The sequence below is a fragment of the Paramesorhizobium leguminum genome (genome assembly GCF_003217235.1).
GTDB classification, from domain to species: domain Bacteria; phylum Pseudomonadota; class Alphaproteobacteria; order Rhizobiales; family Rhizobiaceae; genus Paramesorhizobium; species Paramesorhizobium leguminum.
The window spans coordinates 1-24,749 of record NZ_QJTF01000003.1; the positions used below are offsets into that span (position 1 = coordinate 1).

The 24,749-nt window shown below is 59.4% G+C and carries 23 protein-coding genes and 1 tRNA gene; 10 read left to right on the top strand and 14 right to left on the bottom strand.

Annotated elements, in window-relative coordinates:
* Positions 1–150: 150 nt before the first annotated feature.
* The 3 genes from C7477_RS03000 to C7477_RS03010 form a co-directional block, all read right to left on the bottom strand.
* Positions 151–462, bottom strand: a complete 312-nt coding sequence (locus C7477_RS03000; protein ID WP_110748870.1) for a TFIIB-type zinc ribbon-containing protein — start codon at positions 460–462, stop codon at positions 151–153.
* A 104-nt stretch (positions 463–566) separates the two neighbouring features.
* Positions 567–1,022 carry an RbsD/FucU family protein gene (locus tag C7477_RS03005; RefSeq protein ID WP_110748872.1) on the bottom strand — a complete coding sequence of 152 codons (456 nt, stop codon included), beginning with the start codon at positions 1,020–1,022 and terminating at the stop codon, positions 567–569.
* A 117-nt stretch (positions 1,023–1,139) separates the two neighbouring features.
* Complete coding sequence (locus C7477_RS03010; RefSeq protein WP_110748874.1) at positions 1,140–1,643, bottom strand: YciE/YciF ferroxidase family protein; 504 nt, start codon at positions 1,641–1,643, stop codon at positions 1,140–1,142.
* A 225-nt stretch (positions 1,644–1,868) separates the two neighbouring features.
* Between C7477_RS03010 and C7477_RS03015 the strand changes: the two genes are divergently transcribed.
* Entirely contained in the window at positions 1,869–2,663 is a 795-nt protein-coding gene (locus C7477_RS03015; protein WP_110748876.1) for a GGDEF domain-containing protein, read from the top strand.
* Between the two features lie 156 nt (positions 2,664–2,819).
* Here the strand turns inward: C7477_RS03015 and C7477_RS03020 are convergent, their stop codons facing one another.
* The 9 genes from C7477_RS03020 to ade form a co-directional block, all read right to left on the bottom strand.
* Positions 2,820–3,350, bottom strand: a complete 531-nt coding sequence (locus tag C7477_RS03020) for a GNAT family N-acetyltransferase (protein WP_110748878.1) — start codon at positions 3,348–3,350, stop codon at positions 2,820–2,822.
* Position 3,351: 1 nt separating this feature from the next.
* On the bottom strand, positions 3,352–4,206 hold the full coding sequence (sseA, locus tag C7477_RS03025; protein ID WP_181418323.1) for a 3-mercaptopyruvate sulfurtransferase: 855 nt from the start codon (positions 4,204–4,206) through the stop codon (positions 3,352–3,354).
* A 113-nt stretch (positions 4,207–4,319) separates the two neighbouring features.
* Positions 4,320–5,063 carry an alanyl-tRNA editing protein gene (locus C7477_RS03030; protein WP_110749340.1) on the bottom strand — a complete coding sequence of 248 codons (744 nt, stop codon included), beginning with the start codon at positions 5,061–5,063 and terminating at the stop codon, positions 4,320–4,322.
* Positions 5,063–6,094, bottom strand: a complete 1,032-nt coding sequence (locus tag C7477_RS03035; protein ID WP_110749338.1) for a cysteine synthase A — start codon at positions 6,092–6,094, stop codon at positions 5,063–5,065. The genes C7477_RS03030 and C7477_RS03035 overlap by 1 nt, the downstream gene beginning before the upstream one ends.
* Before the next feature lie 149 nt (positions 6,095–6,243).
* Positions 6,244–7,719, bottom strand: a complete 1,476-nt coding sequence (locus tag C7477_RS03040; RefSeq protein ID WP_245411700.1) for a DEAD/DEAH box helicase — start codon at positions 7,717–7,719, stop codon at positions 6,244–6,246.
* Between the two features lie 300 nt (positions 7,720–8,019).
* The gene (locus C7477_RS03045; RefSeq protein WP_110749344.1) at positions 8,020–8,304 is read right to left on the bottom strand and encodes a HigA family addiction module antitoxin; all 285 of its coding nucleotides are present in this window, start codon (positions 8,302–8,304) and stop codon (positions 8,020–8,022) included.
* A gap of 12 nt (positions 8,305–8,316) precedes the next feature.
* Positions 8,317–8,595, bottom strand: coding sequence for a type II toxin-antitoxin system RelE/ParE family toxin (locus C7477_RS03050; RefSeq protein ID WP_110749346.1), 279 nt, complete (start codon positions 8,593–8,595; stop codon positions 8,317–8,319).
* A gap of 61 nt (positions 8,596–8,656) precedes the next feature.
* A complete protein-coding gene (gene ilvA, locus C7477_RS03055; RefSeq protein ID WP_110748882.1) occupies positions 8,657–9,913 on the bottom strand; it encodes a threonine ammonia-lyase IlvA in 1,257 nt (418 codons plus the stop codon).
* Positions 9,910–11,649 carry an adenine deaminase gene (ade, locus tag C7477_RS03060; RefSeq protein ID WP_110749348.1) on the bottom strand — a complete coding sequence of 580 codons (1,740 nt, stop codon included), beginning with the start codon at positions 11,647–11,649 and terminating at the stop codon, positions 9,910–9,912. The genes ilvA and ade overlap by 4 nt, the downstream gene beginning before the upstream one ends.
* 348 nt (positions 11,650–11,997) lie before the next feature.
* Between ade and C7477_RS03065 the strand changes: the two genes are divergently transcribed.
* The 4 genes from C7477_RS03065 to C7477_RS03080 all read left to right on the top strand — a co-directional run bounded on the left by C7477_RS03065 (position 11,998) and on the right by C7477_RS03080 (position 15,451).
* Positions 11,998–12,975: a tripartite tricarboxylate transporter substrate-binding protein gene (locus C7477_RS03065; protein ID WP_110749350.1), complete on the top strand. Its 978-nt coding sequence runs from the start codon at positions 11,998–12,000 to the stop codon at positions 12,973–12,975.
* A gap of 232 nt (positions 12,976–13,207) precedes the next feature.
* Complete coding sequence (locus tag C7477_RS03070) at positions 13,208–13,669, top strand: tripartite tricarboxylate transporter TctB family protein (protein WP_110748884.1); 462 nt, start codon at positions 13,208–13,210, stop codon at positions 13,667–13,669.
* 94 nt (positions 13,670–13,763) lie between these two features.
* Positions 13,764–15,266 (top strand): tripartite tricarboxylate transporter permease, encoded by a 1,503-nt coding sequence (locus tag C7477_RS03075; protein ID WP_110748886.1) that lies wholly within the window; start codon positions 13,764–13,766, stop codon positions 15,264–15,266.
* A gap of 100 nt (positions 15,267–15,366) precedes the next feature.
* Positions 15,367–15,451, top strand: a tRNA-Leu gene (locus tag C7477_RS03080).
* A 352-nt stretch (positions 15,452–15,803) separates the two neighbouring features.
* Here the strand turns inward: C7477_RS03080 and C7477_RS03085 are convergent.
* Both C7477_RS03085 and wrbA read right to left on the bottom strand, forming a co-directional pair.
* Complete coding sequence (locus C7477_RS03085; protein ID WP_110748888.1) at positions 15,804–16,334, bottom strand: DoxX family protein; 531 nt, start codon at positions 16,332–16,334, stop codon at positions 15,804–15,806.
* 171 nt (positions 16,335–16,505) lie between these two features.
* Positions 16,506–17,105, bottom strand: a complete 600-nt coding sequence (gene wrbA, locus C7477_RS03090) for an NAD(P)H:quinone oxidoreductase (protein ID WP_110748891.1) — start codon at positions 17,103–17,105, stop codon at positions 16,506–16,508.
* A 192-nt stretch (positions 17,106–17,297) separates the two neighbouring features.
* On the opposite strand from wrbA, the gene C7477_RS03095 reads away from it, so the two are divergent.
* The 5 genes from C7477_RS03095 to C7477_RS03115 all read left to right on the top strand — a co-directional run bounded on the left by C7477_RS03095 (position 17,298) and on the right by C7477_RS03115 (position 24,715).
* The gene (locus tag C7477_RS03095; protein ID WP_245411711.1) at positions 17,298–18,050 is read left to right on the top strand and encodes a competence/damage-inducible protein A; all 753 of its coding nucleotides are present in this window, start codon (positions 17,298–17,300) and stop codon (positions 18,048–18,050) included.
* 138 nt (positions 18,051–18,188) lie between these two features.
* Positions 18,189–19,034 carry a universal stress protein gene (locus C7477_RS03100; protein WP_110748893.1) on the top strand — a complete coding sequence of 282 codons (846 nt, stop codon included), beginning with the start codon at positions 18,189–18,191 and terminating at the stop codon, positions 19,032–19,034.
* Positions 19,035–19,121: 87 nt separating this feature from the next.
* Complete coding sequence (gpt, locus tag C7477_RS03105; protein WP_110748895.1) at positions 19,122–19,619, top strand: xanthine phosphoribosyltransferase; 498 nt, start codon at positions 19,122–19,124, stop codon at positions 19,617–19,619.
* Between the two features lie 231 nt (positions 19,620–19,850).
* Positions 19,851–20,336 (top strand): NUDIX hydrolase, encoded by a 486-nt coding sequence (locus C7477_RS03110; RefSeq protein ID WP_110749354.1) that lies wholly within the window; start codon positions 19,851–19,853, stop codon positions 20,334–20,336.
* Positions 20,337–20,890: 554 nt separating this feature from the next.
* The gene (locus tag C7477_RS03115; RefSeq protein WP_110748897.1) at positions 20,891–24,715 is read left to right on the top strand and encodes a vitamin B12-dependent ribonucleotide reductase; all 3,825 of its coding nucleotides are present in this window, start codon (positions 20,891–20,893) and stop codon (positions 24,713–24,715) included.
* Positions 24,716–24,749 lie beyond the last annotated feature (34 nt).

The window sequence follows — 24,749 nt, forward strand, 5'->3', positions numbered from 1 at the left end:
AAATGAAACTCAAAGGGCTGAGCCCTGTACAATACAGGACCCAGCCCTTAAATCGTCCCAGCCTTTAAACTGTCCAACTTTACGGGGTCAGTTCAGTTCCGGGCTTTTTGCTTTTTCGTCGACCGCTCATATTCGACCTTCATAGGCCCGTCAGTCGAACAGTTCCTCAAGCCATGATTTGCGCCGGCGGTGGCCTTTGTGGCCGCCATATCCTTCATCGTAATGGCCGCGCGGCGGATAAGGTTGTGCTTGCGGCGCGGGCTGCGGGGCGTATGCTTGCGGCTGGGCCGGACGGGCTTCTTCGCCAACGCTGCGCTCAAGGATCTTGTCGAGTTCGCCGCGATCCAGCCAGATGCCCCGGCATTTGGGACAATAGTCGATCTCGATGCCCTGGCGCTCACTCATAATCAGATCGACCCTGTCGATTGGACAAAGCAACCCGTGTCCTGCAACCTCTGCCATTACCATCTCCTTGTGTTTGTCTAGTTCAAGCCGGTCCCGCATGGCTTATCCAAAATGGGCTTATCCAAAAAGTCTGCGGCTTTTTGCTGACGCGGGGCAACATTTCACCCCGCTTGCGGCGGAATCACGCCCTTGGTGAACAGGAAGCAGCCGTAGAATCGCGTCTCGCCGGTGGTGATCACGCAATAGGCTTTCTTCGCTGCCTCATAGAAGGCGAAGCGCTCGATGCCGTACATTGGGGTCCCCTCGCCCTCGACGCGGTCAATTTCCGCCTGCACTTCCCGCTGCACGAGAGGAACCTCTTCCGGCGCGCCCATCACTTCCATGCGTCCGGCGGCGGGCTGCAACGGCGTGTCCAGCGGCAGAACCGACAAGATGGCTCTGATGGCGCGGGCGGCGGAAACATTATCGATGGAAAGAAGCTTGCCGAGGCGTGTCTGTCGCGCGATAGCGTCGGATGGAAAGTTCGTATCCGTGACGACGAGCGTATCCCCATGCCCCATGGAACGCAGCGCATGAAGCACATCCGCATTCAGCGCCGGGTCGATATTCTTCAACATCAAAAATGCCTCCTGGAGGGTCTATCCCTCCGGGAGCTTATATATCAAGCCAAGGGTTGCCAATGGGAAGGAGGCAACAGCCCATCGAGGGGGGGCTCGCCTCCATTCCTGGACTTCTCAAGCGGCCTGACGGTTGACTTTGCTTTCCGCCAGCGCGGTGAGCTTCTTGTCGGTCGCCTTTTCTTCCGCCAGGTTTGCTTCGAAAAGCGCGGCGCAATCCGCGCGCCCCAGTTCGTTCGCCCAGGCGATCAGCGTTCCGTAGCGTGTAATTTCATAGTGCTCGACAGCCTGCGCGGCAGCGATCAGCGCGGCGTCCATCACGTTCGCATCGTCGACCTCGCCGGTAATCTCATCGGTTTCCGCGATAATGCCGTCGATCGCGGGGCAATTGACACCCCTCGCCTCCACGCCATAGAGCGCGAATGCTTCTTCCAGGCGTTGCACATGATTCCTCGTTTGGCCCAAATGTTGTTCGAAACTCAGTTTCAAATCAGGACTGGTGGTCTTCTCCATCATTTGGGGAAGCGCCTTGGTGATCTGTTTTTCGGCGTAGTAGATATCGCGCATGGTATGCACGAAGAGGTCGTCCATCGAATGGATATCTTTCGAGAAAAAGCCCATGATCGGTTCCTTCCGTGGCCTGTGAACACGCCCTGCCAGAGAGCTGAGGGTGGAACGCCGGCCCGGCGGTTTGGTTCCCTTTCAAACCCTTGGGAACTATGCTGCAATATGGTGGCCAGGATGGTTGGAATGTATCTTGAACAAACTGTTTATTCCCCGTTCATGGAGGGTTCACCCACGCTCCCATATATGAACCGCGAGTGAGCTTCTGGGGGACGGACGAGCATGAAATCCGCTTTGCTGAAGGCGTTTTTGACGACTTTAGCTGTCATAGTTTTCTGTGAACTGGTCTGCTCCGCCGGGCTATGGTGGATGGGAAGCGAAATCACGCTTTTCCCGCTCATCATGACGGCTGTCCTTCCCGCCCTGACCGTCTTTCCGATTGCACTTTTCAGCTTTGTGCAGAATCACCGGCTGAAGGTGACGCTGCGCGAGTTGAAGCTGGCACACCAGCAATTGCAGGCCAAATCACGGATCGACGACATGACGGGGCTGCTCAATCGCGGTTCCTTTTTCGAGGCCATGAAGATCAGCCGCTCGCGGGTCGAAACAGGGGCGGCTCTTGCTATCGACGCCGACAGATTCAAAAGCATCAACGATACTTACGGTCATGCGATCGGCGACCGCGCCTTGAAGATCATCGCGTTCGCGTTGCAAAACGTGACCCGGAAGGGCGATATCGTCGGTAGAATCGGGGGGGAGGAATTCTGCATTTTCCTGCCCGGCGCATCGCGCGAAACCGCATTGCGCCTGGCCGAGCGGGTGCGCGCAGAAGTGGAAAACACACCGCTCTATACCGCGGCGAATCAGGTTCACCCCCTGACGATCAGCATCGGATGCGCCGTAGCATTCAAGCATGAATCGAACTCGCAGGTGTTGAGCCGGGCCGACAAATGCCTCTACCGCGCCAAGCAGCGCGGCCGCAATTGCGTCGTCTATGATGATGGCGATGAACCCACCGCCTACCACCTTCATCCTCGGCAGACGGAGGGGAATGAGAGGGATGCGCTCGGGAGTTAGTGATCAGAATCAGCTTGAGACAGCCTCTCCTCGCCGTCATTCTCGATCTTGTCCCGAGAACCTGCCATAAGCAAAAGAAAAAGCAATTGCGGTTCTAACAGATCAGCGGCAGTAGATTCTCGGGACAAGCCCCGAGAATGACGCCGGATTTATGCTCTAATCCCACGCCTCCACCTCTTCCTCCGACCAGCCGACGGGCTTGAAGCCCATTTTCTGATAGAGCTGAAGCGCGCGCGGATTATCGAGCGAATTGGTATGGATCGTCACTTTCTTCGGCCCGTGCCACCAAGCCTGCGCGATCATCTCGGCAAGAAAGAAGCTTCCGAGCCCCCGCCCTTGGAAATCCGGCACCAGCCCGAAATAGACGATTTCCACCTCTTCCGGCAGACGCGCGAGATCCATCTCGGCAAAGCCGGCCGGACAGCCATCGGCGTGGAGCACATGAATTTCAGTGGCTCTGGCATTGATTACGGCGGCAACCTGCCGGTCGCTCTGCTTGCGCCGCAGCATCCAGTGGTGCGGCTTCCCGACCTGCTCATAGAGATAACGGTAATAATGCACCGGCATGTTGCTCGCGCGCATGATTGCCAGTTTGGCGCCGATCGGCGTCGGCATGGAAACCGCGCTGCGTTCGGTCATCTCCAGATGGGTGATCCGTGCGGTCAGCGTTTTTGGCTCGTCCGCCATTCTATTTCGCCTCACCCGTTTCAACGGGCGTATCGGCGCGGCTACCCCACTCGCTCCACGATCCATCATAGAGCAGATTGTCCTTGTGGCCGAGCGATTCCAGCGCCAGCGTAATCACCGCAGCCGTCACGCCAGAACCGCAGCTCGTCACCACGGGCTTGGTGAGATCAATGCCCGCCTTGTCGAATATTTCCTCCAATTCCTCGAGATTTTTCAATTCGCCATCTTTCACGAGGCTGGCGACTGGCACGTTTCTCGCACCCGGCATATGGCCGGAACGCATTCCCGCGCGCGGCTCCGGCTCATCGCCGCTGAACCGGCCCGGAGCGCGAGCATCGGCGATCTGCACCGAGCCGGTCTCCACGATTTCCCGCATTTTCTCGAAACTCGCCACGCGGCTCATATCGCTGTGGGCAATGAACGCCGAAGGTGCGATCTTCGTTACTTTCGCCGTAACGGGCCGCCCTTCCCGCTTCCAGCGGTCGAACCCTCCATCGAGCACAAGCACATTTTTCGCCCCCATGGTGCGCAACAGCCACCAGACGCGCGGCGCGGTATACATTCCCGGACCATCGTAGACGATAATCGTATCCTCCACGGTCAATCCCATGGCGCTCATCTCGCGCTCAAAATCCGCCTCCGACGGGATGGTATGCGGGAGGCCGGAAGAGCGATCGGCAATTTTGTCCTGATCGTAAAATATCGCGCCCGGAATATGCGCGGCATCAAACTCGCCGCGCGGGTCGCGATTTTGCGCCGGCAGATACCAGGAGGCGTCAAGGATGGACAGGCCGGGCTCGTCCAGATGCTTTTCCAGCCAGTCGGCGGAAACGACGAAGGGGCTTTTCTTGGTCAATTTACTCTCCTTGAGCATGGTCCCGAAAAGTTGCAGAGTTCCAGGTAAGACCATGCGGCTAAAGTATGAGCATGATCCCGAAAAGTTGCAGACTTCCAGGTAAGATCATGCGGCTAAACCAACGGCAGAGAGCCGAAACGGATGCGGAACCGCCGGTTCTCCTTGCCCTTCTTCTCGATCTTGCCGATATGGATTTCGCCGACCTCCTGCGTCCCGGCCACATGCGTTCCACCGCAAGGCTGCGAATCGATCGTGCCGTCCTCCCCGATGACCACCAGCCGGATCTGGCCATTGCCGATGGGCGGACGAACATTCTTCGACTTTATCAGCCCCGGATTGGCTGACAATTCTTCATCCGTGATCCAGCGGGTCGAGACAGGTGCATTCGCCCGCACCATCTCCATCAGCCGTTCCGTCACGTTCTCGCGGGTATAGGACGGGTCGGGCAGGTCGAAATCGATCCGGCTTTCCTCCTCGCCCACTGCCGCGCCGGTGATCGGAAACGGGCAAACCACCGACAACAGATGACAGGCCGTGTGCATCCGCATCAGGCGAAAGCGGCGCGGCCAATCCACATGCAACGTCAGCTTCTCGCCGATTTCAGGGACGGCCTGTCCTTCCGCTGGAATATGGATGATCTCATTCTTCGTCTCACCCGTCACCGTCGCCGCGATCTCTATGCGCGAGCCGTCGGAGCGCTCGAAATAGCCGATATCGCCCGGCTGGCCGCCCGATGTGGCGTAGAAATTCGTGGCATCGAGAACAATACCGCCATGCTCGTTGATGGCGAGCACCACGCCCTCCGCCGTCGCTAAATAGGCATCGTCGCGGAAAAGCGCTTTCGTCTCGTAAGCCATCATTGAGCCTCGTAAGGGACGGAAATGTCAACCTTGGTTTCCAGCCAGCCCGGAACCGGCAAATCCCTGGCGCGCAGGAATTCCGGATTGAACATCTTCGACTGGTAGCGGTTGCCATAGTCGCACAGCACGGTGACGATTGTATGCCCGGGTCCCAGATCCCGCGCCAGCCGGATTGCGCCGGCAATATTGATGCCGGACGAACCGCCAAGGCAAAGCCCCTCCTCCGTTACCAGATCGAAAACGATGTCCAAGGCTTCGCTGTCCGGTATCCGGTAGGCGAAATCCGGCGTAAAGCCTTCCAGATTTGCCGTGATGCGCCCCTGCCCTATTCCCTCGGTGATCGAGCTTCCCTCGGATTTCAATTCGCCATCCGTGTACCATGAATAAAGCGCGGCGCCGTAAGGATCGGCAAGGCCGATCCTGATCTTGTCGCTCCTGGCCTTCAGCCCCATGCCGATGCCCGCCAGTGTGCCGCCCGAGCCGACGGCGCAAATGAACCCGTCCACCTTGCCATCCGTATCGCGCCATATTTCTTCCGCCGTTGTCTCGATATGCGCCTGCCGGTTCACCTGATTGTCGAACTGGTTGGCCCATATCGCGCCCGCGGGCTCGCTCTTCGCCAGTTCCTCAGCAAGACGGCCGGACAGGCGCACATAATTGTTCGGGTTCTTGTAGGGAACCGCCGGCACTTCGATCAGCTCCGCGCCAAGCAGACGCAGCGCTTCCTTCTTTTCCTGGGATTGGGTCTCGGGAATGACAATAACCGTGCGGTATCCAAGCGCCTTGGCGACCATGGTGAGCCCGATGCCGGTATTGCCCGCCGTCCCCTCGACAATGACACCGCCGGGCTTCAACAGCCCGTTGCGCTCCGCATCGCGAATAATATAGAGCGCGGCGCGGTCCTTGACCGATTGGCCAGGATTGAGAAACTCCGCCTTGCCGTAGATGTCGCAGCCGGTGATTTCGGACGCCTTTTTCAACTTTATCAGCGGCGTATTACCAATCGCGTCGATCACCGAACCCAGCATTCCGAACATCCTTTTTCACTTTCGATGCGAAACTATTGGCTGGCTTGATACCGTTCAAGCAAATGTTTTCCGGGAATACGCCAGGCAAAAGAAAAGCCCCGCCGCGATTTCGCGCAGCGGGGCTCGATAGTCATAGCTTTAGAAAAACCTCAGGCAGCTCTGCTGCCGCCGCCACGGCTCTTGCGGCGGAATGGCTTCTTGTTCTGCGGGGCGCTCTGGTTGTCGCGCCCGGCGCCGTCATTGGTCCAGATAGCCTCGCTGCGGCCCTCGCGGCGTTCGCCGCCAGACCGCTGCCCAAACTTCTGACCCGCTTTCTGGCCCGGCCTCTGGCCGGATTTCGACCTGTTGCGGTGATCGGAGCGATCGGACGAGCTTTCGGCGCGTTCCGTGCTCGGCCCGACCGGCACAGGGCCCATCGCGGCCGGTGCATCCTTCATCGGCAGCTTCATGCGGATCACCCGCTCCACTGCCTTGAGCTTGGCGTTCTCGGCGCCCGGATCGTAAAGCGTTATCGCCGCTCCGCTCGCGCCATTGCGCCCGGTACGGCCGATACGGTGCACATAGCTTTCCGGCTCATCCGGCAGGTCGTAATTGACGACATGGCTGATGCCGACAACGTCGATGCCACGTGCAGCGATATCCGTCGCCACCAGAATGCGCACTGAACCGTCCTTGAAGCCGTTGAGCGCGCGCTGGCGCGCGTTCTGCGACTTGTTGCCATGGATCGCGGCGACAACGAAACCGTCGCGCTCCAGATTGCGGGTCACGGCATCGGCGCCATGCTTGGTGCGGGTAAAGACGATGACCGAGGCCATCGACGGGTCCGTCAGCATTCCCGACAGGACGCGTTTCTTTTCCTTCGTCACGACAGGATGCACAACTTGCGTGATTTCGGCAGCGGCCGTGCCCTGCGGCGCCACTTCGACACGCACGGGGTCACGCAGCAGGCTTGTCGCGAGCGAAGCTATTTCCTGCGGCATGGTGGCCGAGAACAACGCCGTCTGACGGTCCTTGCGCGTCGCCTTGGCGATGCGCTTCACATCATTGATGAAGCCCATGTCGAGCATCCGGTCGGCCTCATCGAGCACCAGCCAGCGGGTGTCCGAGAGATCAACGCAGTTTTCACGCACCAGATCCGTCAGCCGGCCAGGCGTGGCGATGAGAACATCGACGCCCGGCTGCATCTTCTTGATCTGCGACAGACGCGATACGCCGCCCAGAATGAGCGCGGTGGAGACATGCGAGCCTTTCGACAGGGTGCGGATCGTCTCTTCGATCTGCACCGCGAGCTCGCGCGTCGGGGCCAAGATCAATGCTCGCGCAGTCTTGCCCTTGCGCTTGTCGCCAAGGCCGATGATCTTGGACAGGATCGGCAGGCTGAACGCCGCCGTCTTGCCGGATCCGGTCTGCGCGATGCCGAGAATGTCCCGGCCCTCGATCTGTGCGGGGATCGACTGCTGCTGGATCGGCTTCGGCTCGGTCATGCCGGCATTTTCCGTGGCTTTCAGAAGCACGCCGGTAATGCCCAATGCGGCAAAGCCGCTCGTTTCAATATTTTCCAATTCAATCTCTCTCAAGCGGACGCCGGTGTTTCCGGTCCGCGAAACGTCACACGGCAGGCGCAACCTGCCGGCAATTCAATTTCTGTAAACGACGAAGCGCTGGAACATGATGTTCCCACGCGACTTGCGCTGCCGTATTCTTGTCAGCCCACGGCTTATTCCGCGAGGACAAGTTAGACGCAACGTAGTCCGTGCCGCGCATGGTCCCGAAAAGTTGAAGGCTTCTCGGATAGGATCATGCGCATCAATATGGGAAAGCCGGAATGATCCGGCCCAAGCGCCTGCCCGTCATATGGAGGCATTCGCCTGAAATTGCAACTGATTTTATTGTGCGGTGCGAAATGCGCGCGCTCCCGTGGCCCTTCATGCCACTGATTTAAGCGGCTTCACATCTGGCAGCTTACGCTCAAGCGCCATGGAGAGCTCATAGTTCGTCTGCAACGCCATCCATGCCCTTGCCGTCCCTGCTCCTGCGCGCTCCAGCCGGATCGCAAGATCAGAGCTAATCCCTGATTTCCCATTGATAACACGAGAAAGCGTCGTGCGGGCGATACCGAGACGCTGCGCCGCTTCAGTTACTTCAAGTCCGAGCGGTATCAAAACATCCTCGCGCAGCATTTCACCGGGATGCGGATGGTTCTTCATCATGACCATTCTCCTTCAATGATAATCTGTGTAGTCGACCAATTCGACATCGGCCCCGACAAATCGGAACGTTACGCGCCAGTTGGCATTCACCCAAACAGACCAATGCCCTTTCATGTCGCCCTTTAGGGCTTGCAGCTTATATCCGGGGTAATCCATGTCAGCCGGTGCCTTCGCAACATCAAGAAAAGCGAGAATACGCTGTAATTTTGGCACATGGGCGGCTTGAACACCGCGTGATGAGCCTTTGTTGAACAGGGTCTCAAGCCCTTTGTGGCGAAAGCTTATAATCATTACTAGAATTGTAGCGTGTAGCGCCATACGCATCAAGCTATCAAAGCTGGTCAAGTCCCTCTCAAATAATGAAATCCGCCAGCACTTCATGGTCGGTGATATCCTGATACGACCAGCCCGCCTCCTCAAAACGCTTATTCAGGACGGCGAAATTTCTGGCGTCCCTGGTTTCGATGCCGATCAGCACCGAGCCGAAATTGCGCGCCGATTTCTTCAAGTATTCAAACCGCGCGATGTCGTCTTCCGGGCCAAGCAGATCGAGGAACGAGCGCAGCGCGCCCGGCCTTTGAGGAAAGCGGAAGATGAAATACTTCTTCAGGCCCTCATAGCGAAGCGCCCTCTCCTTCACATCAGGCAGCCGCTCGAAATCAAAATTGCCGCCTGAGACTACCAGGACGATGCGCTTTCCCTTCAACTCGCTCTTCTTGAAGTCCTTGAGCGCGTCGATCGCCAGCGCGCCCGCAGGTTCCAACACAACGCCCTCGATATTGAGCATTTCTGTGATGGTGCCGCACAGCCGATTTTCCGGAATCAAAACCACAGACTCCGCATCGAAACCTTTGAGAAGCTTGAAGTTTTCCTTGCCAATCTCGGCAACGGCGGCGCCATCGACGAAATTGTCGACCTTGTCAAGCTTCACCCGCTTTCCCGCTTCAAGGCTGCGCTTGAGGCTCGGCGCGCCCTTCGGCTCGACAAAGCGGAAGCGTGTTTTCCAACCGAGTTCGCTCAGATAACGGGTCACACCAGCCGAAAGGCCGCCGCCGCCGACCGGCAGGATCATCAAGTCCGGCTTTTGGCCGTCGGGAAGCCCCATGGCGATCTCATGCGCCACCGTTGCTTGTCCTGTGATGATCTCCGCATGATCGAAAGGCGGAACCATCATCCCGCCCTTCTCCTCCGCATAGGCCCCCGCCGCGGCATAACACTCATCGAAAATATCGCCGATCAGCTTTATCTCGATGAACTCCCCGCCGAACGCCCGCGTCTTGTCGATTTTCTGTTGAGGCGTCGTCACCGGCATGAACACCACGCCGCGTCGCCCGAAATGCCTGATGACAAAGGCGAAGCCCTGCGCATGATTGCCCGCCGAGGCGCAGACGAAAACCGTATCGGGCGCGCAGATCTTGATGGCGGCGGAAATGAAATTGAACGCGCCGCGGATCTTGTAGGAGCGCACGGGCGAAAGATCCTCGCGCTTGAGCCATATCTCCGCGCCATATTTGCGCGAGAGGTAATCGTTGATCTGCAACGGCGTCTCGGGAAAAAGCGCGCGCATCCGCTCCGTGGCGCGTTCGACGCTCCTGGCAAAACTGGTCATAGGAAAAGGTCTACTTTCTCGAAGGTGCGGACATCGATAATCCCGATATCCGATATGCGCAATTCGGGGATCACCACCAGCGCCAGCAACGAATGCTGCATATAGGCATTGTTGAGCGTGCAGCCCATCGCCCGCATCGCGTTGACAAGCTTGTCGGCCTTGGCGGCCACCCGCTCGGCCCGTTCATCCGACATGAGACCGGCGATCGGCATCTCGACCATCGCCAGTTCGCGGCCCTTCGAGAACAGCACAACCCCGCCGCCCACCTCTCCAAGCCGGTTGGCGGCCTTGGCCATGTCATCCTTGTTGGTGCCGACGACGATCATATGGTGGCTGTCATGCGCCACCGTCGAGGCGAGCGCGCAATCGAGCGTATAGCCGAAACCGGATACAAACCCGTTGGTGACGCCGCCCGTCCCTTTGTGGCGTTCGACCAGCGCGATCTGGCAGATATCGTTGCGCCGGTCCATTTTCACGATGCCGTCGCTCACGGACAACTCCGCCTCCAGCGCCCGCGTCGGTGCCTGGTTCTCGATAACCCCGATAACGCGCGCTGTGACAAGTTTTCCGGGCTTCGGCGCTGCGATATCAAAGTCTTTCGCTGAAAGCCTGCGGCCAAGCCTCACCGTGTTCTTGGCGCTTGCCGGATAATCGTAAGCCGGGATGTCGGCCAGCAGTTTGCCCTTCTCGGCCAGAAGCGCGCCGCGCCCATAGACCCGGTCGATAACCAGCGCCGGCAGGTCGGAGACGATGAGAAAATCAGCCAGCCGTCCCGGCGTAATCGAGCCGATCTCGCGCTCCATGCGGAAATGCTGCGCGGTGTTGAGCGTCGCCATCTGGATCGCCGTCACCGGCTTCAGCCCCTGCGCTATCGCGTGACGCACCACCCGGTCCATATGCCCCTCATTGACCAGCGTGCCGGAATGGCTGTCGTCGGTGCAAAGGATGAAATTGCGCGGGTCGAGCCCCTGCTCCGTCACTGCCTTGATCTGGCTCGCCACATCGTACCAGGCGGAGCCAAGCCGCAGCATGGCCCGCATGCCCTGGCGAACGCGGGCAATCGCATCCTCGACACGCGTACCCTCATGATCGTCCTCCGGACCGCCGGCGACATAGCCGTGAAAGGCGCGATCAAGCGTCGGCGAGGCATAATGCCCGCCCACGGTCTTGCCGGCCATCGCGGTGGCATCGATCACGCCGCGCATGGTGGCGTCATTGCCGGCGACACCGGGGAAATTCATCACCTCGCCAAGCCCGATGATGTTGGGCCATGTCATCGCCTCGGCGACTTCCGCCGCCCCGATGGAAGCCCCGGCATTCTCCAGCCCCGGCGCGGAAGGAACGCAGCTCGGCATCTGCACCTTGACGTTGATCGGCATCGCCAACGCCTCGTCATGCATCAGCCGTACGCCCTCCAGCCCCAGCACATTGGCGATCTCGTGCGGATCGATGAACATCGACGTGGTGCCGTGTGGAATGACGGCGCGGGTGAACTCCGTCACCGTCACCATGCCGCTTTCCACATGCATATGCGCGTCGCAAAGCCCCGGCACGAGGTAGCGACCCTCGGCATCGACCACCTTGGTCGAGGAGCCGATGCAATGCGCCGCGTCATGGCCGACATAGGCGAAGCGGCCAGCCACGATAGCGATATCGATGCCTGCGATGATTTCGCCGGAATAGACGCTCACCAGCCGCCCGTTGCGCACGACAAGATCGGCATGCTTTCGCCCCATCGCGACATCGACGAGCAGCGACGCGAGCTCGACCCAGGGTTTCGGCGCTTTGGTCTTCCCGGCGGATGTTTCGAGGGTAGCGGGCACAATGACGACTCCTGTTTTTACCGACCTTGCCAATTCTGAGCCTGTTTTTCCAGTTCCGTTTCGGAAAGCGCACTCAGGGACATGGCAGGGTAACCTTAGACTATGGTGGCAGAATGGAATTCCGGCGGCGTTTCCGCTTGACACATCCGCATCGCTCCCGTTCGATATCGCCGATGGCTTGGCTGCCGGCGGGAGGAGAATCGCCGGACAGCCGGCAGCGTTTGCCGGCCAACCGCTTGGCCGATGATCTGGGAGGATCGCATGAAGAAAATCTTTGCAGCCCTGGCGGCCACCACGGCTTTTATTGTCACCGCGTCCAGCGCGGGCGCTCAAGGTTATCCGGAGCGCAACATCACCATGGTCGTGCCATTCTCGGCCGGCGGCCCAACCGATACGGTCACGCGCCTTGTCGCCGAGGCGATGTCGAAGGATCTGGGACGGCAGATCATCGTCGAGAATGTCGGCGGCGCCGGAGGTACGCTCGGTGCTGCCCGCGTCGCCAAGGCCGACCCGGATGGCTACACCCTGCTTCTCCATCACATCGGCATGGCGACCAGCGCCACGCTCTATCGCAAGCTGCCCTACGACACGTTGAACGCCTTCGACTATGTCGGCCTCGTCACCGATGTTCCGATGACCATCGTGGCAAAAAAGGATTTCGAGCCGCAGGATTTGAACGGCCTCATCGACTATGTGAAGGCCAACCCCGACAAGGTGACGCTGGCCAACGCCGGCATCGGCGCAGCCTCGCATCTCTGCGGCATGATGTTCATGAATGCCATCAAGACCCAGCTCACCACCGTTCCCTACAAGGGCACGGGGCCGGCGATGACAGATCTCCTAGGCGGCCAGGTCGACATGATGTGCGACCAGACGACCAATACCACGAAGCAGATCCAGGCCGGCACCATCAAGGCCTATGCCGTCACCTCGCCGCAGAAACTGGCGGCGCTGCCCAACGTTCCGACCGCATCGGAGGCGGGCCTGCCCGATTTCGTCGTCGGCATCTGGCATGGCATCTACGCGCCGAAGGGTACGCCTTCGGACGTGACGGCAAAGCTCTCCGCCTCGCTGCAGAAGGCGCTGAAGGATCAAAACGTCGTCGCCCGCTTCGCCGAACTCGGCACCATCCCGGCAACGGACGCCGAAGCGACGCCGGAGGGACTGAAGGCCAAGCTTGAGACCGAGGTTGCTCGCTGGAAGCCGGTGATTGATAGTGCGGGACAGTACGCGGATTAGCGCCAGCGGCTGTTTTAAAGCGTGCGCGAGATACCCCCCTCTGCCCTGCCGGGCATCTCCCCCTCAAGGGGGGAGATTACGCTTTCATAGACGTGCGGTACCAATCGCCGACGTCGCAGGATGAGGGCGGAGCGTCGTGTCAGCCAATCTCCCCCCTTGAGGGGGAGATGCCCGGCAGGGCAGAGGGGGGTGCTGCCTGGCGCGGGCGTCTGCCATTTGTAAAAGAGAAAACATGAAAACCATTTCCATCAACGCCCGTGACGGCCTATGCGCCGCGATCTTCATCGCGATCGGCGCATTCTTTGCCATGCAGTCGCTCGGCATGGAGCTCGGCACCGCTTTTCGCATGGGTCCCGGCTATTTCCCACTGGTCCTGTCGAGCGTTCTCGTCCTGCTCGGCCTGATCATCCTCGTGCAGGCAGCGCAATATAAGGCGGAGCCTATCGGCCCCATAGCCTGGCGCGGTATGCTCTTCATTCTCCCCGCGCCGATTATCTTCGGCCTGACGGTCCGCGGCCTCGGCTTCGTGCCGGCGGTGTTTCTCACCGCCATGATCGCCGCCTTCGCTTCCAGCCGGATGAAGCCGGGCATCGCCCTTCTCCTCGCCGCCGGGCTGGCGATTTTCGCCGTCATCGTGTTCAGCTATGCGCTCGGCCTGCCGTTCCGGCGCTTCGGCCCGTGGATTAGCGGTTAGGTATGACGCCGAAAAGTGGGAACCGGTTTTCAGGAAACGTCATGCCTCACGTAGGGAATCGATCACGACATTCGTGATCGAAGGAGCATAGCCAATGGATCTCTTCAACAATCTCGCTCTCGGCTTCGCCACCGCCGCCTCGCCGTGGAACCTGCTCTTCTGCTTCACCGGCGTCATGCTGGGAACGCTGATCGGGGTCCTGCCCGGCATTGGCGCGACGGCCACCATCGCCATGCTGCTGCCGATCACCTTCCAGCTTGAGCCGGTATCCGCGCTCATCATGCTGGCCGGCATCTATTACGGCGCCCAATATGGCGGCTCGACCACGGCGATCCTCATCAACATGCCGGGCGAATCCTCCTCCGCCGTCACCGCCATCGACGGCTACCAGATGGCGCGCAACGGGCGCGCCGGCGTGGCGCTCGCCACCGCCGCCATAGGCTCCTTCTTCGCTGGAACGGTATCCACCTTCCTCGTCGCCATATTTGCCCCGCCGCTGACAGCCATCGCGCTGCAATTCGGGGCGGCGGAATATTTCTCGCTGATGGTCGTGGGACTCATTTCGTCCATCGCGCTTGCCCACGGCTCCGTCGTCAAGGCGCTGGCGATGGTGGTGCTCGGCCTGCTGCTGGGCCTCGTCGGCACCGACATCAACACCGGAACGCCGCGCTTTATCCTTGGCATCCGCGACCTCTCCGACGGGCTGAATTTCGTCGCCATGGCGGTCGGTGTCTTCGGCATCGCCGAAATTCTGCGCAACCTGGAAAACGAGCACGAGCGCTCGGTCATGATCAAAAAGGTGACCGGCCTCATGCCGACGCGAGAGGATTTCAAGCGCATGGCCGCGCCGATTCTGCGCGGCACGGCCCTCGGTTCCGCCCTCGGCATCCTGCCCGGCGGCGGTGCGATCCTTGCCTCCTTCGCCTCCTATACGGTGGAAAAGCGCGTTGCGAAGGAGCCGCAGACCTTCGGCAAGGGCGCAATCGAGGGCGTTGCGGGACCGGAAGCGGCCAACAATGCCGGCGCGCAGACATCCTTCATCCCGATGCTGACGCTCGGCATCCCCGCCAATCCGGTGATGGCACTGATGATCGGCGCGATGATCATCCAGGGCATCGTCCCCGGCCCTAACGTGGCGACCGAGCAGCCGGCGCTGTTCTGGGGCATCATCGCCTCGATGTGGATCGGCAATCTGATGCTGATCGTTCTCAATCTGCCGATGATCGGCCTTTGGGTGAAGCTGCTGACGATCCCCTATTATCTCCTGTTCCCGATCATCCTCGCCTTCTGCTCGATCGGCGTCTACAGCGTCAATTCCAATGTCTCCGACCTCTATTCCGTCGCCTTCTTCGGCCTCATCGGCTATGTGCTGGTAAAGCTGCACTGCGAGCCGGCGCCGCTGCTGCTGGGCTTCGTGCTGGGGCCGCTGCTGGAGGAAAACCTGCGCCGCGCCATGATCATTTCGCGCGGCGATCCGACCGTCTTCCTCACCCGCCCGATCAGCGCCACGCTCCTTGCCATCGCGCTCGCAGTGCTCGTCATCGTGCTTCTCCCAAGCATCAACCGCAAGCGCGAGGAGATCTTCGTGGAGGATTGAGCGGGGATTTCCCATGCAGGCGTGACCCTTTGCAAAACGCAGTTCAGGATCGCAAAACATCCCTTGACGGGACCCTGCAACTACTTGAAAAGAAAGATACGCGGACGTGGCGAAACTGGTAGACGCAAGGGACTTAAAATCCCTCGGGCTTGCCCGTGCGGGTTCGACCCCCGCCGTCCGCACCAAAAATTCCCTTATTTTACGCCAGAGCGCTTCCTCTTTTGATGGAATCGCTTGGTGTCCTTTTGTGCCGTTGCCGTGAATGGATAGGTTGAGGCATGGATTCCTGTGACAAGCACAGGAATGACGGAAGAGCGGGTTTTTCGCCTGAAACTTCATCGTCTTGCAGGCAGAAATGTTTGGGCTTGTGGCAAAAGCCATATTGCCGTCATTCCTGTGCTTGTCACAGGAATCCATGCCTCAACGGTGAAGTTGCCGCATCCGACAAAAAGTATCGTTCCATCCAAAAGTGAAATGCGCCAGAGCGAAACATCCCTCCCCGACTACCGATACTGGTGCCTGACTATCTGGGCCTGATCATCTGGAAAGCCACTTCAACGCATCGGGCAAGTGCGGTTCCAATAGCCGGTCGAGGGAATAACGTCCGCCGCCGGTAAGGACGTAGGTGAGGCAAATGAAGGCCCAAAGCGCCGGATATTCCCACCCGCCGCCGGGATTGGCCCACGTGAACCCCATCACATTGTGATGCCCCACAAACAGGGCGATCACCAGATAGAGAGCTGTGCCCACAGCGGCGATACGCGTGAAAAGACCGAACGTGAAGCCGACAAAGGCGCCAAATTCGCACAACCCGGCAAGAAGAACCATCTGCACCGGATCGGAGGTAACGGTTGTGAAATAATGCAGGACGTCCTGATAGGCTTTTTCGCCCAGAAGACCGAATTTCTCGGCAAAATGGTGGATGAAATCCAGCCCGATATAAACCCGTATCAACAGAAGCTGTAACTCCCTGTTGCCAAGGAAATTAAAACCACCGGCGCTGCCATTTTGCCGGCTATTGATCGCGCTTGCGCTCAAGTTTCTTTTGTTACCAGGTGATTTCGCCATGGCGATCACTCCATAGAGTATAAATTAATACTGGATCGAATTAATACTATATACAACTAAGAAGTAATGAATATTTACTATGGCCGTCATGATAATTATTCGGAAACGAAGCAATTCCCACCGGCATCCCCGCCCCGTCGAAGGCTGACGAGGCGGGTAACGCGGCAATCCTCAGCCCTTAAGCTTGGCCGCGATCCCGGCAAAACGCTTGCCCTGGAACTTTGCGCCATCCAGTTCCTGTTCCGATGGCATCCGGGAGCCGTCGCCATTCGTGGTGGTGGTCATGCCGTAGGGCGAGCCGCCGCGCACGATGTCGTTGCCCATCTGGTCCTGATAGGCGTAGGATAAGGGCACGATGATCATGCCATGATGCTGCAGCGCCAGTTGCGCGGAAACCAGCGCCATTTCCGCCCCGCCATGCTGTGTCGCCGTCGAGGCCATTACGGTTGCCGGCTTGTCGATGAGCTTGCCCTCGGCCCAGAGTGGCCCGGTCTGGTCCAGGAAATTCTTCATCTGCGCGGCCATCATGCCATAGCGTGTCGACAGGCCGAAGATAATGCCGTCATAATCGGCCAGCTCCAGCGGATCGGCCACCGGCGCTATCTGGTCGAGTTTGTAATGCGCCTTCTTCGCCACCTCTTCCGGCACCAGTTCCGGCACGCGCTTCACCGTCACGTCCGCGCCCGCCTCGCGCGCACCCTCGGCGGCAGCCCGCGCCATCGCTTCCATATGGCCCCAGGACGAATAATAAAGCACCAGAATCTTAGCCATTTTTAATCTCCTAATCCGTGTTTGGTCAGCCTGTTCGCAGAGCAGCTATTTATTTGATCGAATCCACAAAGAATGGAACCGCCCCTGTTGGTGACGGACTGTTTACGAAAACTTGCCGTCTGCCCCGAACGGGGTTTAACTGCGCAAAGACACCCTACGGAGAAAGCGCAAATGGCAGACGGACAATTGGAAATGCTGGTGGAAAAACCTGTAACCGCGGCCATGCTGGCCATCGGCGATGAGCTTCTGTCGGGCCGCACCAAGGATAGGAACATCGGCTACCTCGCCGATGTCATGACCGCCATCGGCATCGACCTGGAGGAAGTCCGCATCGTTCCCGATAAGGAGGACCGCATCGTCGAGGCGCTGAATGCGCTGCGCGGCGCCTATGATTACGTCTTCACTTCCGGCGGCATCGGCCCGACCCATGACGACATCACCGCCGACGCGGTGGCGAAAGCTTTCGGCGTGCCCTGCGAACATGATGAAAAGGCGTTGCAGCTTCTGGCCGCCAACTATGCCGGACGCGGCATCGAATTCACCGAATCGCGCAAGCGCATGGCGCGGATGCCGCGCGGCGCTGTTCATATCGACAACCCCGTGTCAGTTGCTCCGGGTTTCATCATCGGGAATGTCTACGTGATGGCCGGCGTTCCCTCAATCTTTCAGGCCATGCTCGACAATGTTGTCCCAACGCTGCGCACCGGCAAAAAGCTCCTGTCGCGTACCGTGACATGTCCCTTTGGCGAAGGGGTGATCGGCGAGCCGCTGCGCGTTATTCAGCAAGCCCACCCCGACACCATCATCGGCTCCTATCCCCGCTACGAGGAAGGCAGATTCACCACCGAACTCGTCGTGCGGGCGCGCAATGGGGAGAAACTCGCCGCGGCTGTCGCTGACGTGGAGAAAATGGTCGAGGTGTTGAAAGCACAGCAGGCCGCTTGAAATCTGTGAGAGGCAGGCTGTTTCAGGGTAACTCTGATAAACTCTAAACGATCCGATCGAAAAGAGTGCAACGCTAAAAGCTTTTGTGCGTTGTTGATTTACGGAACGAACCGCAGACCCGGGACAGGAGGCCTTGACATGGGATACCGGACTCTCATCGCTTATGTGCGCAACGCTGTTGAACTGGAGCGGATTGTCAATGCGGCGGTTCTGGTTGCGGCCAAGACTGACCGGGCGCATATCATCGGCATCTATGCCATCCCCTCCCCGGTCGTCTATGCCGACCCCAACGGTTTCGTTGATGCCACGATGATCGAGGCGCATGAAGCGCGCCACGAAGAAAATGCCAAGAAGCTCAAGGGTTTGTTCGATGCCGAGATGCGGCAATACGATCTGCCGCATGAATTCCGCATCGTACGCTCGAACAGCGGCATAGGCTCCGACGCCATATTGCAGAGCGCGTTCCGCGCCGATCTCGTCATTGCCGGCCAGCCTGATCCGGACGATCCGGAGCTGTCTAGCGATCCGGCCGAGACGCTGATTTTCGATAGCGGACGCCCGGTTTTGCTTGTTCCCTATGCCTTTTCCGCGCCACCGGAGATTTCGCGCATTGCTGTCGCCTTCAATGGCAAGCGCGAGGCCGCCCGCGCCGCCTTCGACGCCCTGCCCTTGCTCGTCGCCGTCAAATCGGTTGAGATCATATGGGTAGACCCGCCGGAAACTGGCGGACAAAAGGCCAACACAATGGCCGGAACCGCGCTTGCCGAGGCGCTCGATCGCCATGGCGTCAATATCACCGTCAAACAATTGAATTCTCAGGGCCTTTCAACCCAGGAGACGATCCGCCAATATGTGATGACGAACGGCATCGACCTCCTCGTCATGGGCGCATACAGCCATTCGCGACTGCGCGAACTCGTCTTCGGCGGCGTGACGCGCTCCATACTTGCCGATATGCCGACCCTGACGCTGCTTTCGCGTTGAATTAGCGGGGAGTTCGGACAGCGACGCTTGCAACTGCTCATTTTTTCCGCTTAACAGCAGCGCATTCTTCCAATTTGGAGCGCGCCGATGTCCCTGCCCGAAAAAGCTTTTCCCGTCTCCTGGGACCAGTTCCATCGCGATGCGCGCGCGCTCGCCTGGCGCATCGCCGGCATTCAGCGCGAATGGCGCGCGATGGTCGCCATCACGCGCGGCGGCCTCGTACCTGCCGCCATCATCTGCCGGGAACTCGGCATTCGCCTCATCGAGACCGTCTGCGTCGCCTCCTATCATGACTATACCGAGCAGGGAAAACTGCACATCCTGAAAGGCATCGGCGATGGCTTGCTTGAAAACGGCGGCGAAGGTGTTCTCGTGGTGGACGACCTGACCGATACCGGCAAGACCGCCGCCATCGTGCGCGAGATGATGCCGAAGGCGCATTTCGCCACCGTTTACGCCAAGCCGCTCGGCCGCCCGCTGATCGACACATTCGTCACCGAAGTCAGTCAGGATACCTGGATTTATTTCCCCTGGGATATGGGGTTTACCTATCAGGAACCGATCGCGAAATCGCATCGCGGCTAAAGCATGATCCCGAAAAGTTGCAGACTTCCAGGTAAGATCATGCGGCTTAACCACCAGCATGATCCCGAAAAGTTGCAGACTTTTCGTAATTGGTCATGCGGCTGAAACAAACTCATGCGTTTGCCGTAAATAGTGGATTTTACGGCGCATTCTTAAGCATTTTTCCATTTCATACGTTGCTATCATAGCGAATCAACCCATCTTGGGACGATGAATGGAAAGTTGCTGCCCGTGAAATCGGACTTTGCCCAGACCATTGCAACGGACAAACGGATCAAGGCGCCATCAGGCCGCTTGCTTCAGGTGGCGGCGCTTGTCTGGCGCGATAATCACGGCAAGTTGGAAGTGCTCCTGATCACCAGCCGGGGCACGGGCCGCTGGATCATTCCAAAGGGCTGGCCTCAGGTCGGCAAGACCCTGCCGCAAGCGGCCCTGCGCGAAGCCTATGAGGAAGCGGGCGTGCGCGGCGCGGTCGCCGTCCGCCCGGTCGGCAGCTATTGCTACGAGAAAACCGACCTTCCGCCAGAGGCCGACTGCGCGTTCACGGTGGATGTATTTCCAGTCCATTTTTCGCATCAGGAAAAACATTATCCTGAACGCGGCGAGCGGCAGGGCGAATGGATGTCGCCCAAGGAGGCAGCCAAGCGCGTTGATGAGCCGGAATTGAAGGCCATCCTGCGCCGCTTTGCAATGGCAACCAATATGGCTGCCCAATAAAAATTCACAGCCTTTTCTCCCCGCTATCCACACCCGCCACACACAACATATTGCGTTCATAAATTTGAAACAGACCAGCCCTTGACGCGTAGGGTCGAGTCACATTTTATGGTTTCCAAGCGTTGCGTTTGTGGCGTGGCCGGCGGTGGAAGGCCGGTTTTTCACCCGACATCAGAACCTTTTCGGCGGAAAATGCGTGGATACCCACGTATTTTGCGATGGGTTCTTCATGTCGGTTCTTGGCTGCCGGCGATTGCAAGGATCGCTGCTTTCAAAAAACAGGGAACGGTGGGTTAACACAACATTTAGTGTTTGCGTCTAAGATCGACACCAGATAATGTGATATCCCCAGTTGCGGGATGAAAACAATCAGGTGGCGGCAAACGGGCGGCGCGAGTCGTTTCAGCAAGCCCTCAAGGGCTGGCGGAAGCGCGCGGTAAGGGAGAACCGGCTTCGCGGGTGCGGCGCCGGATGCGGCGGACCATGCGGCTAACGGCGTCAAGGATGAAAAGACGCGGAAAAGTCGCTATATATAGATGAGATGGATCGGACCAATGAAGATCGAGCGTCGTTTTACCAAGGACAATCAGTCGGCCTATGCGGACATCGCGTTCCGCAAGGCGACGAGTGAGATCAGGAATCCCGACGGTTCCGTTGTGTTCCGCCTGGAAGGCATCGATGTGCCCGCCCAGTTCAGCCAGGTCGCGACCGATGTGCTGGCGCAGAAATATTTCCGCAAGGCCGGCGTTCCCGCAAAGCTGAAGAAGGTTGAGGAAAATTCCGTTCCGTCCTGGCTGTGGCGGTCCGTGGCCGATGAAGAGGCGCTGGCAGCGCTTCCCAAGGATGAGCGCTATGGCTCGGAAATGGATGCGCGCCAGGTTTTCGACCGTCTGGCCGGCACCTGGACCTATTGGGGCTGGAAGGGCGGCTATTTTGATTCCGAAGCCGACGCCCTCGCCTTCCGCGATGAGCTCGCCTATATGCTCGCCACCCAGCGCGTCGCGCCCAACTCGCCGCAATGGTTCAACACAGGCCTGCATTGGGCCTATGGCATCGACGGTCCCGGCCAGGGCCATTATTATGTCGATTGGCAGAGCGGCAAGCTGACCAAGTCCAAATCGGCTTACGAGCATCCGCAGCCGCATGCCTGCTTCATCCAGTCCGTCGCCGACGATCTCGTCAACGACGGCGGCATCATGGACCTCTGGGTGCGCGAGGCGCGCCTGTTCAAATACGGCTCCGGCACCGGCTCCAACTTCTCGCACCTGCGCGGCGAAGGCGAAAAGCTCTCGGGCGGCGGCAAGTCCTCCGGCCTCATGTCGTTCTTGAAGATCGGCGACCGCGCCGCGGGCGCCATCAAGTCGGGCGGCACCACGCGACGCGCCGCCAAGATGGTGGTGGTCGACATCGACCATCCGGATATCGAGGAATATATCGACTGGAAGGTGAAGGAGGAGCAGAAGGTCGCCGCCCTCGTCACCGGTTCCAAGATCGTCAAGCAGCACCTGACCGCGATCCTGAAAGCCTGCGTCAACTGCGAGGCGGGCTCTGATGAGTCTTGGGGCGATTGCTACGAACCCGCGAAGAACCCGGCGCTGAAGCGCGAGATCAAGGCCGCCAAACGGAACCAGGTTCCGGAAAACTACATCAAGCGCGTCATCCAGTTCGCCAAGCAGGGCTATACCGACATCCAGTTCAAGACCTATGACACGGATTGGGATTCGGAAGCCTATCTCACCGTTTCGGGCCAGAACTCGAACAATTCCGTCTCGCTCAAGGATGAATTCCTGCGTGCCGTGGAGAATGACGGCAATTGGAACCTGACCGCCCGCAAGGACGGCAAGGTGATGAAGACGCTGAAGGCCCGCGACCTCTGGGAGAAGATCGGCTATGCCGCCTGGGCCTCCGCCGATCCGGGCCTGCACTTCAACACGACGATGAACGATTGGCACACCTGCCCCGCCGCAGGTCCCATCCGCGCGTCGAACCCGTGCTCGGAATATATGTTCCTCGACGACACGGCCTGCAATCTCGCCTCGATCAACCTGCTCCCCTATCGCGGACAGGACGGCAAGTTCGACATCGCTGCCTATGAGCATACGGCGCGCCTGTGGACCATCGTTCTGGAAATCTCAGTGATGATGGCGCAGTTCCCGTCGAAGGAAATCGCGGAGCTTTCCTTCAAATACCGCACGCTGGGTCTGGGCTACGCCAATATCGGCGGCCTGCTGATGACCTCGGGCATCCCCTATGATTCCGACGAGGCTCGCGCAATCTGCGGCGCGCTCACCGCTGTCATGACCGGCGTTTCCTATGCCACATCAGCCGAAATGGCGGGCGAGCTTGGCGCCTTCCCCGGTTATGAGCCCAATGCCGCCAACATGCTGCGCGTCATCCGCAATCACCGCCGCGCCGCCCATGGCGAAGCGCAAGGCTATGAAGGCCTCGCCGTCAATCCCGTGCCGCTTGAAGCGCAGGATTGCCCGGATCAGGACCTGATCATCCACGCCCGTGCCGCCTGGGACAAGGCGCTGGAGCTGGGTGAAAAGAACGGCTACCGCAATGCGCAGGTCTCCGTCATCGCGCCGACCGGCACGATCGGCCTCGTCATGGATTGCGACACCACCGGCATCGAGCCCGATTTCGCGCTGGTGAAATTCAAGAAGCTCGCCGGCGGCGGCTATTTCAAGATCATCAACCGCGCCGTGCCTGAGGCGCTGCGTACCCTTGGGTACTCCGAAAGCCAGATCGCCGAGATCGAGGCCTATGCCGTCGGCCATGGCAATCTGAACCAGGCCCCGGCCGTCAACCCCGGCTCGCTCAAGGCCAAGGGCTTCACCGACGAGAAGATCGAAGCGCTGAACGCCGCGCTGAAATCCGCCTTCGACATCAAGTTCGTCTTCAATCAGTGGACGCTCGGCGCTGACTGGCTGAAGGAACAATTCGGCTTCACGCAAGCCCAGCTCGACGATTTCTCCTTCGAGCTGCTGCCGGCGCTTGGCTTCACCAAGAAGGACATCGAAGCCGCCAACATCCATGTCTGCGGCGCGATGACCCTCGAAGGCGCGCCCTTCCTGAAGGAAGAGCACTACCCGGTCTTCGATTGCGCCAATCCGTGCGGCAAGATCGGCAAGCGCTATCTCTCTGTCGACAGCCATATCCGCATGATGGCGGCGGCCCAGCCCTTCATATCCGGCGCGATCTCCAAGACGATCAACATGCCGAACGAGGCGACCGTCGAGGATTGCAAGAACGCCTACATGCTGTCCTGGAAACTGGCGCTCAAGGCAAACGCGCTCTATCGCGACGGCTCCAAGCTTTCGCAGCCGCTCAATTCCTCGCTCATCGCCGATGACGAGGAAGACGAGGACGATGCGCTGGAGGCGCTGATCGAGGCTCCCGCCAGCGCCCGTGCCGTGCAGATCACCGAAAAGATCGTCGAGAAGATTGTCGAAAAGGTGGTGCGCGAGCGCGAGAAGCTTCCCAATCGCCGTCAGGGCTATACCCAGAAGGCCGTGGTCGGCGGCCACAAGGTATATCTCCGTACCGGCGAGTTCGGCGACGGGCGCTTGGGCGAAATCTTCATCGACATGCACAAGGAAGGCGCCGCCTTCCGCGCGATGATGAACAATTTCGCCATCGCCATCTCGCTCGGCCTGCAATATGGCGTGCCGCTGGAAGAATATGTGGAGGCGTTCACCTTCACCAAGTTCGAGCCGGCCGGCATCGTCCAGGGCAATGACGCGATCAAGAACGCCACGTCGATCCTCGACTATGTGTTCCGCGAACTCGCCGTTTCCTATCTCGGCCGCAACGACCTTGCTCATGTCGATACGACCGATTTCTCCAACACGGCGCTCGGCAAGGGCATTCAGGAAGGCAAGACCAATCTGCTCTCGACCGGCTGGACCCGGGGCTACAAGCCGGCGCTGGTCGGCGAGCCGAAGGGATCGGCAGCCTCTGCTGCGAAGAGCGCCCCCGCGAAAGCCACCCCAGCCAAGGCCTCCAATGTGACAGCGCTGAAATCCGCCTCCACATCGAGCGTGGTTTCATCCGCCGGTCGCCCTCCCGTCATCGGCCTGGTGACCGACGGCGCCACCGCCTTCAAGCGCGACTATGAAGAACGCCCTGCGGGCTTCGCCGAAGATGCACCGGAGGATGCCACGGCCCTCTTCTCCGACCAGGCCGCAGCCGAGGCGGCAAGCGCCAAGACGGAAGCCCAGAGCCAAACCAAGAAGATCGAGGCTGACCGACGGATAAAATCCATGATGCAGGGCTATACCGGCGACAGCTGCTCGGAGTGCCAGAACTTCACCATGGTGCGCAACGGCACCTGCCTGAAATGCGACACCTGCGGCGCGACGAGCGGGTGCTCGTAAAACCATCGCGTAAAATACGGAAAATCATAAAAAT

Coding starts and splice junctions, on each gene's coding strand:
- C7477_RS03000 (WP_110748870.1), bottom strand. CDS start 462: ATGGCAGAGGTTGCAGGACACGGGTTGCTTTGTCCAATCGACAGGGTC.
- C7477_RS03005 (WP_110748872.1), bottom strand. CDS start 1,022: ATGTTGAAGAATATCGACCCGGCGCTGAATGCGGATGTGCTTCATGCG.
- C7477_RS03010 (WP_110748874.1), bottom strand. CDS start 1,643: ATGGGCTTTTTCTCGAAAGATATCCATTCGATGGACGACCTCTTCGTG.
- C7477_RS03015 (WP_110748876.1), top strand. CDS start 1,869: ATGAAATCCGCTTTGCTGAAGGCGTTTTTGACGACTTTAGCTGTCATA.
- C7477_RS03020 (WP_110748878.1), bottom strand. CDS start 3,350: ATGGCGGACGAGCCAAAAACGCTGACCGCACGGATCACCCATCTGGAG.
- C7477_RS03030 (WP_110749340.1), bottom strand. CDS start 5,063: ATGGCTTACGAGACGAAAGCGCTTTTCCGCGACGATGCCTATTTAGCG.
- C7477_RS03035 (WP_110749338.1), bottom strand. CDS start 6,094: ATGCTGGGTTCGGTGATCGACGCGATTGGTAATACGCCGCTGATAAAG.
- C7477_RS03045 (WP_110749344.1), bottom strand. CDS start 8,304: ATGATGAAGAACCATCCGCATCCCGGTGAAATGCTGCGCGAGGATGTT.
- C7477_RS03050 (WP_110749346.1), bottom strand. CDS start 8,595: ATGATTATAAGCTTTCGCCACAAAGGGCTTGAGACCCTGTTCAACAAA.
- ilvA (WP_110748882.1), bottom strand. CDS start 9,913: ATGACCAGTTTTGCCAGGAGCGTCGAACGCGCCACGGAGCGGATGCGC.
- ade (WP_110749348.1), bottom strand. CDS start 11,649: ATGGGGCGAAAGCATGCCGATCTTGTCGTGCGCAACGGGCGGCTGGTG.
- C7477_RS03065 (WP_110749350.1), top strand. CDS start 11,998: ATGAAGAAAATCTTTGCAGCCCTGGCGGCCACCACGGCTTTTATTGTC.
- C7477_RS03070 (WP_110748884.1), top strand. CDS start 13,208: ATGAAAACCATTTCCATCAACGCCCGTGACGGCCTATGCGCCGCGATC.
- C7477_RS03075 (WP_110748886.1), top strand. CDS start 13,764: ATGGATCTCTTCAACAATCTCGCTCTCGGCTTCGCCACCGCCGCCTCG.
- C7477_RS03085 (WP_110748888.1), bottom strand. CDS start 16,334: ATGGCGAAATCACCTGGTAACAAAAGAAACTTGAGCGCAAGCGCGATC.
- wrbA (WP_110748891.1), bottom strand. CDS start 17,105: ATGGCTAAGATTCTGGTGCTTTATTATTCGTCCTGGGGCCATATGGAA.
- C7477_RS03095 (WP_245411711.1), top strand. CDS start 17,298: ATGCTGGTGGAAAAACCTGTAACCGCGGCCATGCTGGCCATCGGCGAT.
- C7477_RS03100 (WP_110748893.1), top strand. CDS start 18,189: ATGGGATACCGGACTCTCATCGCTTATGTGCGCAACGCTGTTGAACTG.
- gpt (WP_110748895.1), top strand. CDS start 19,122: ATGTCCCTGCCCGAAAAAGCTTTTCCCGTCTCCTGGGACCAGTTCCAT.
- C7477_RS03115 (WP_110748897.1), top strand. CDS start 20,891: ATGAAGATCGAGCGTCGTTTTACCAAGGACAATCAGTCGGCCTATGCG.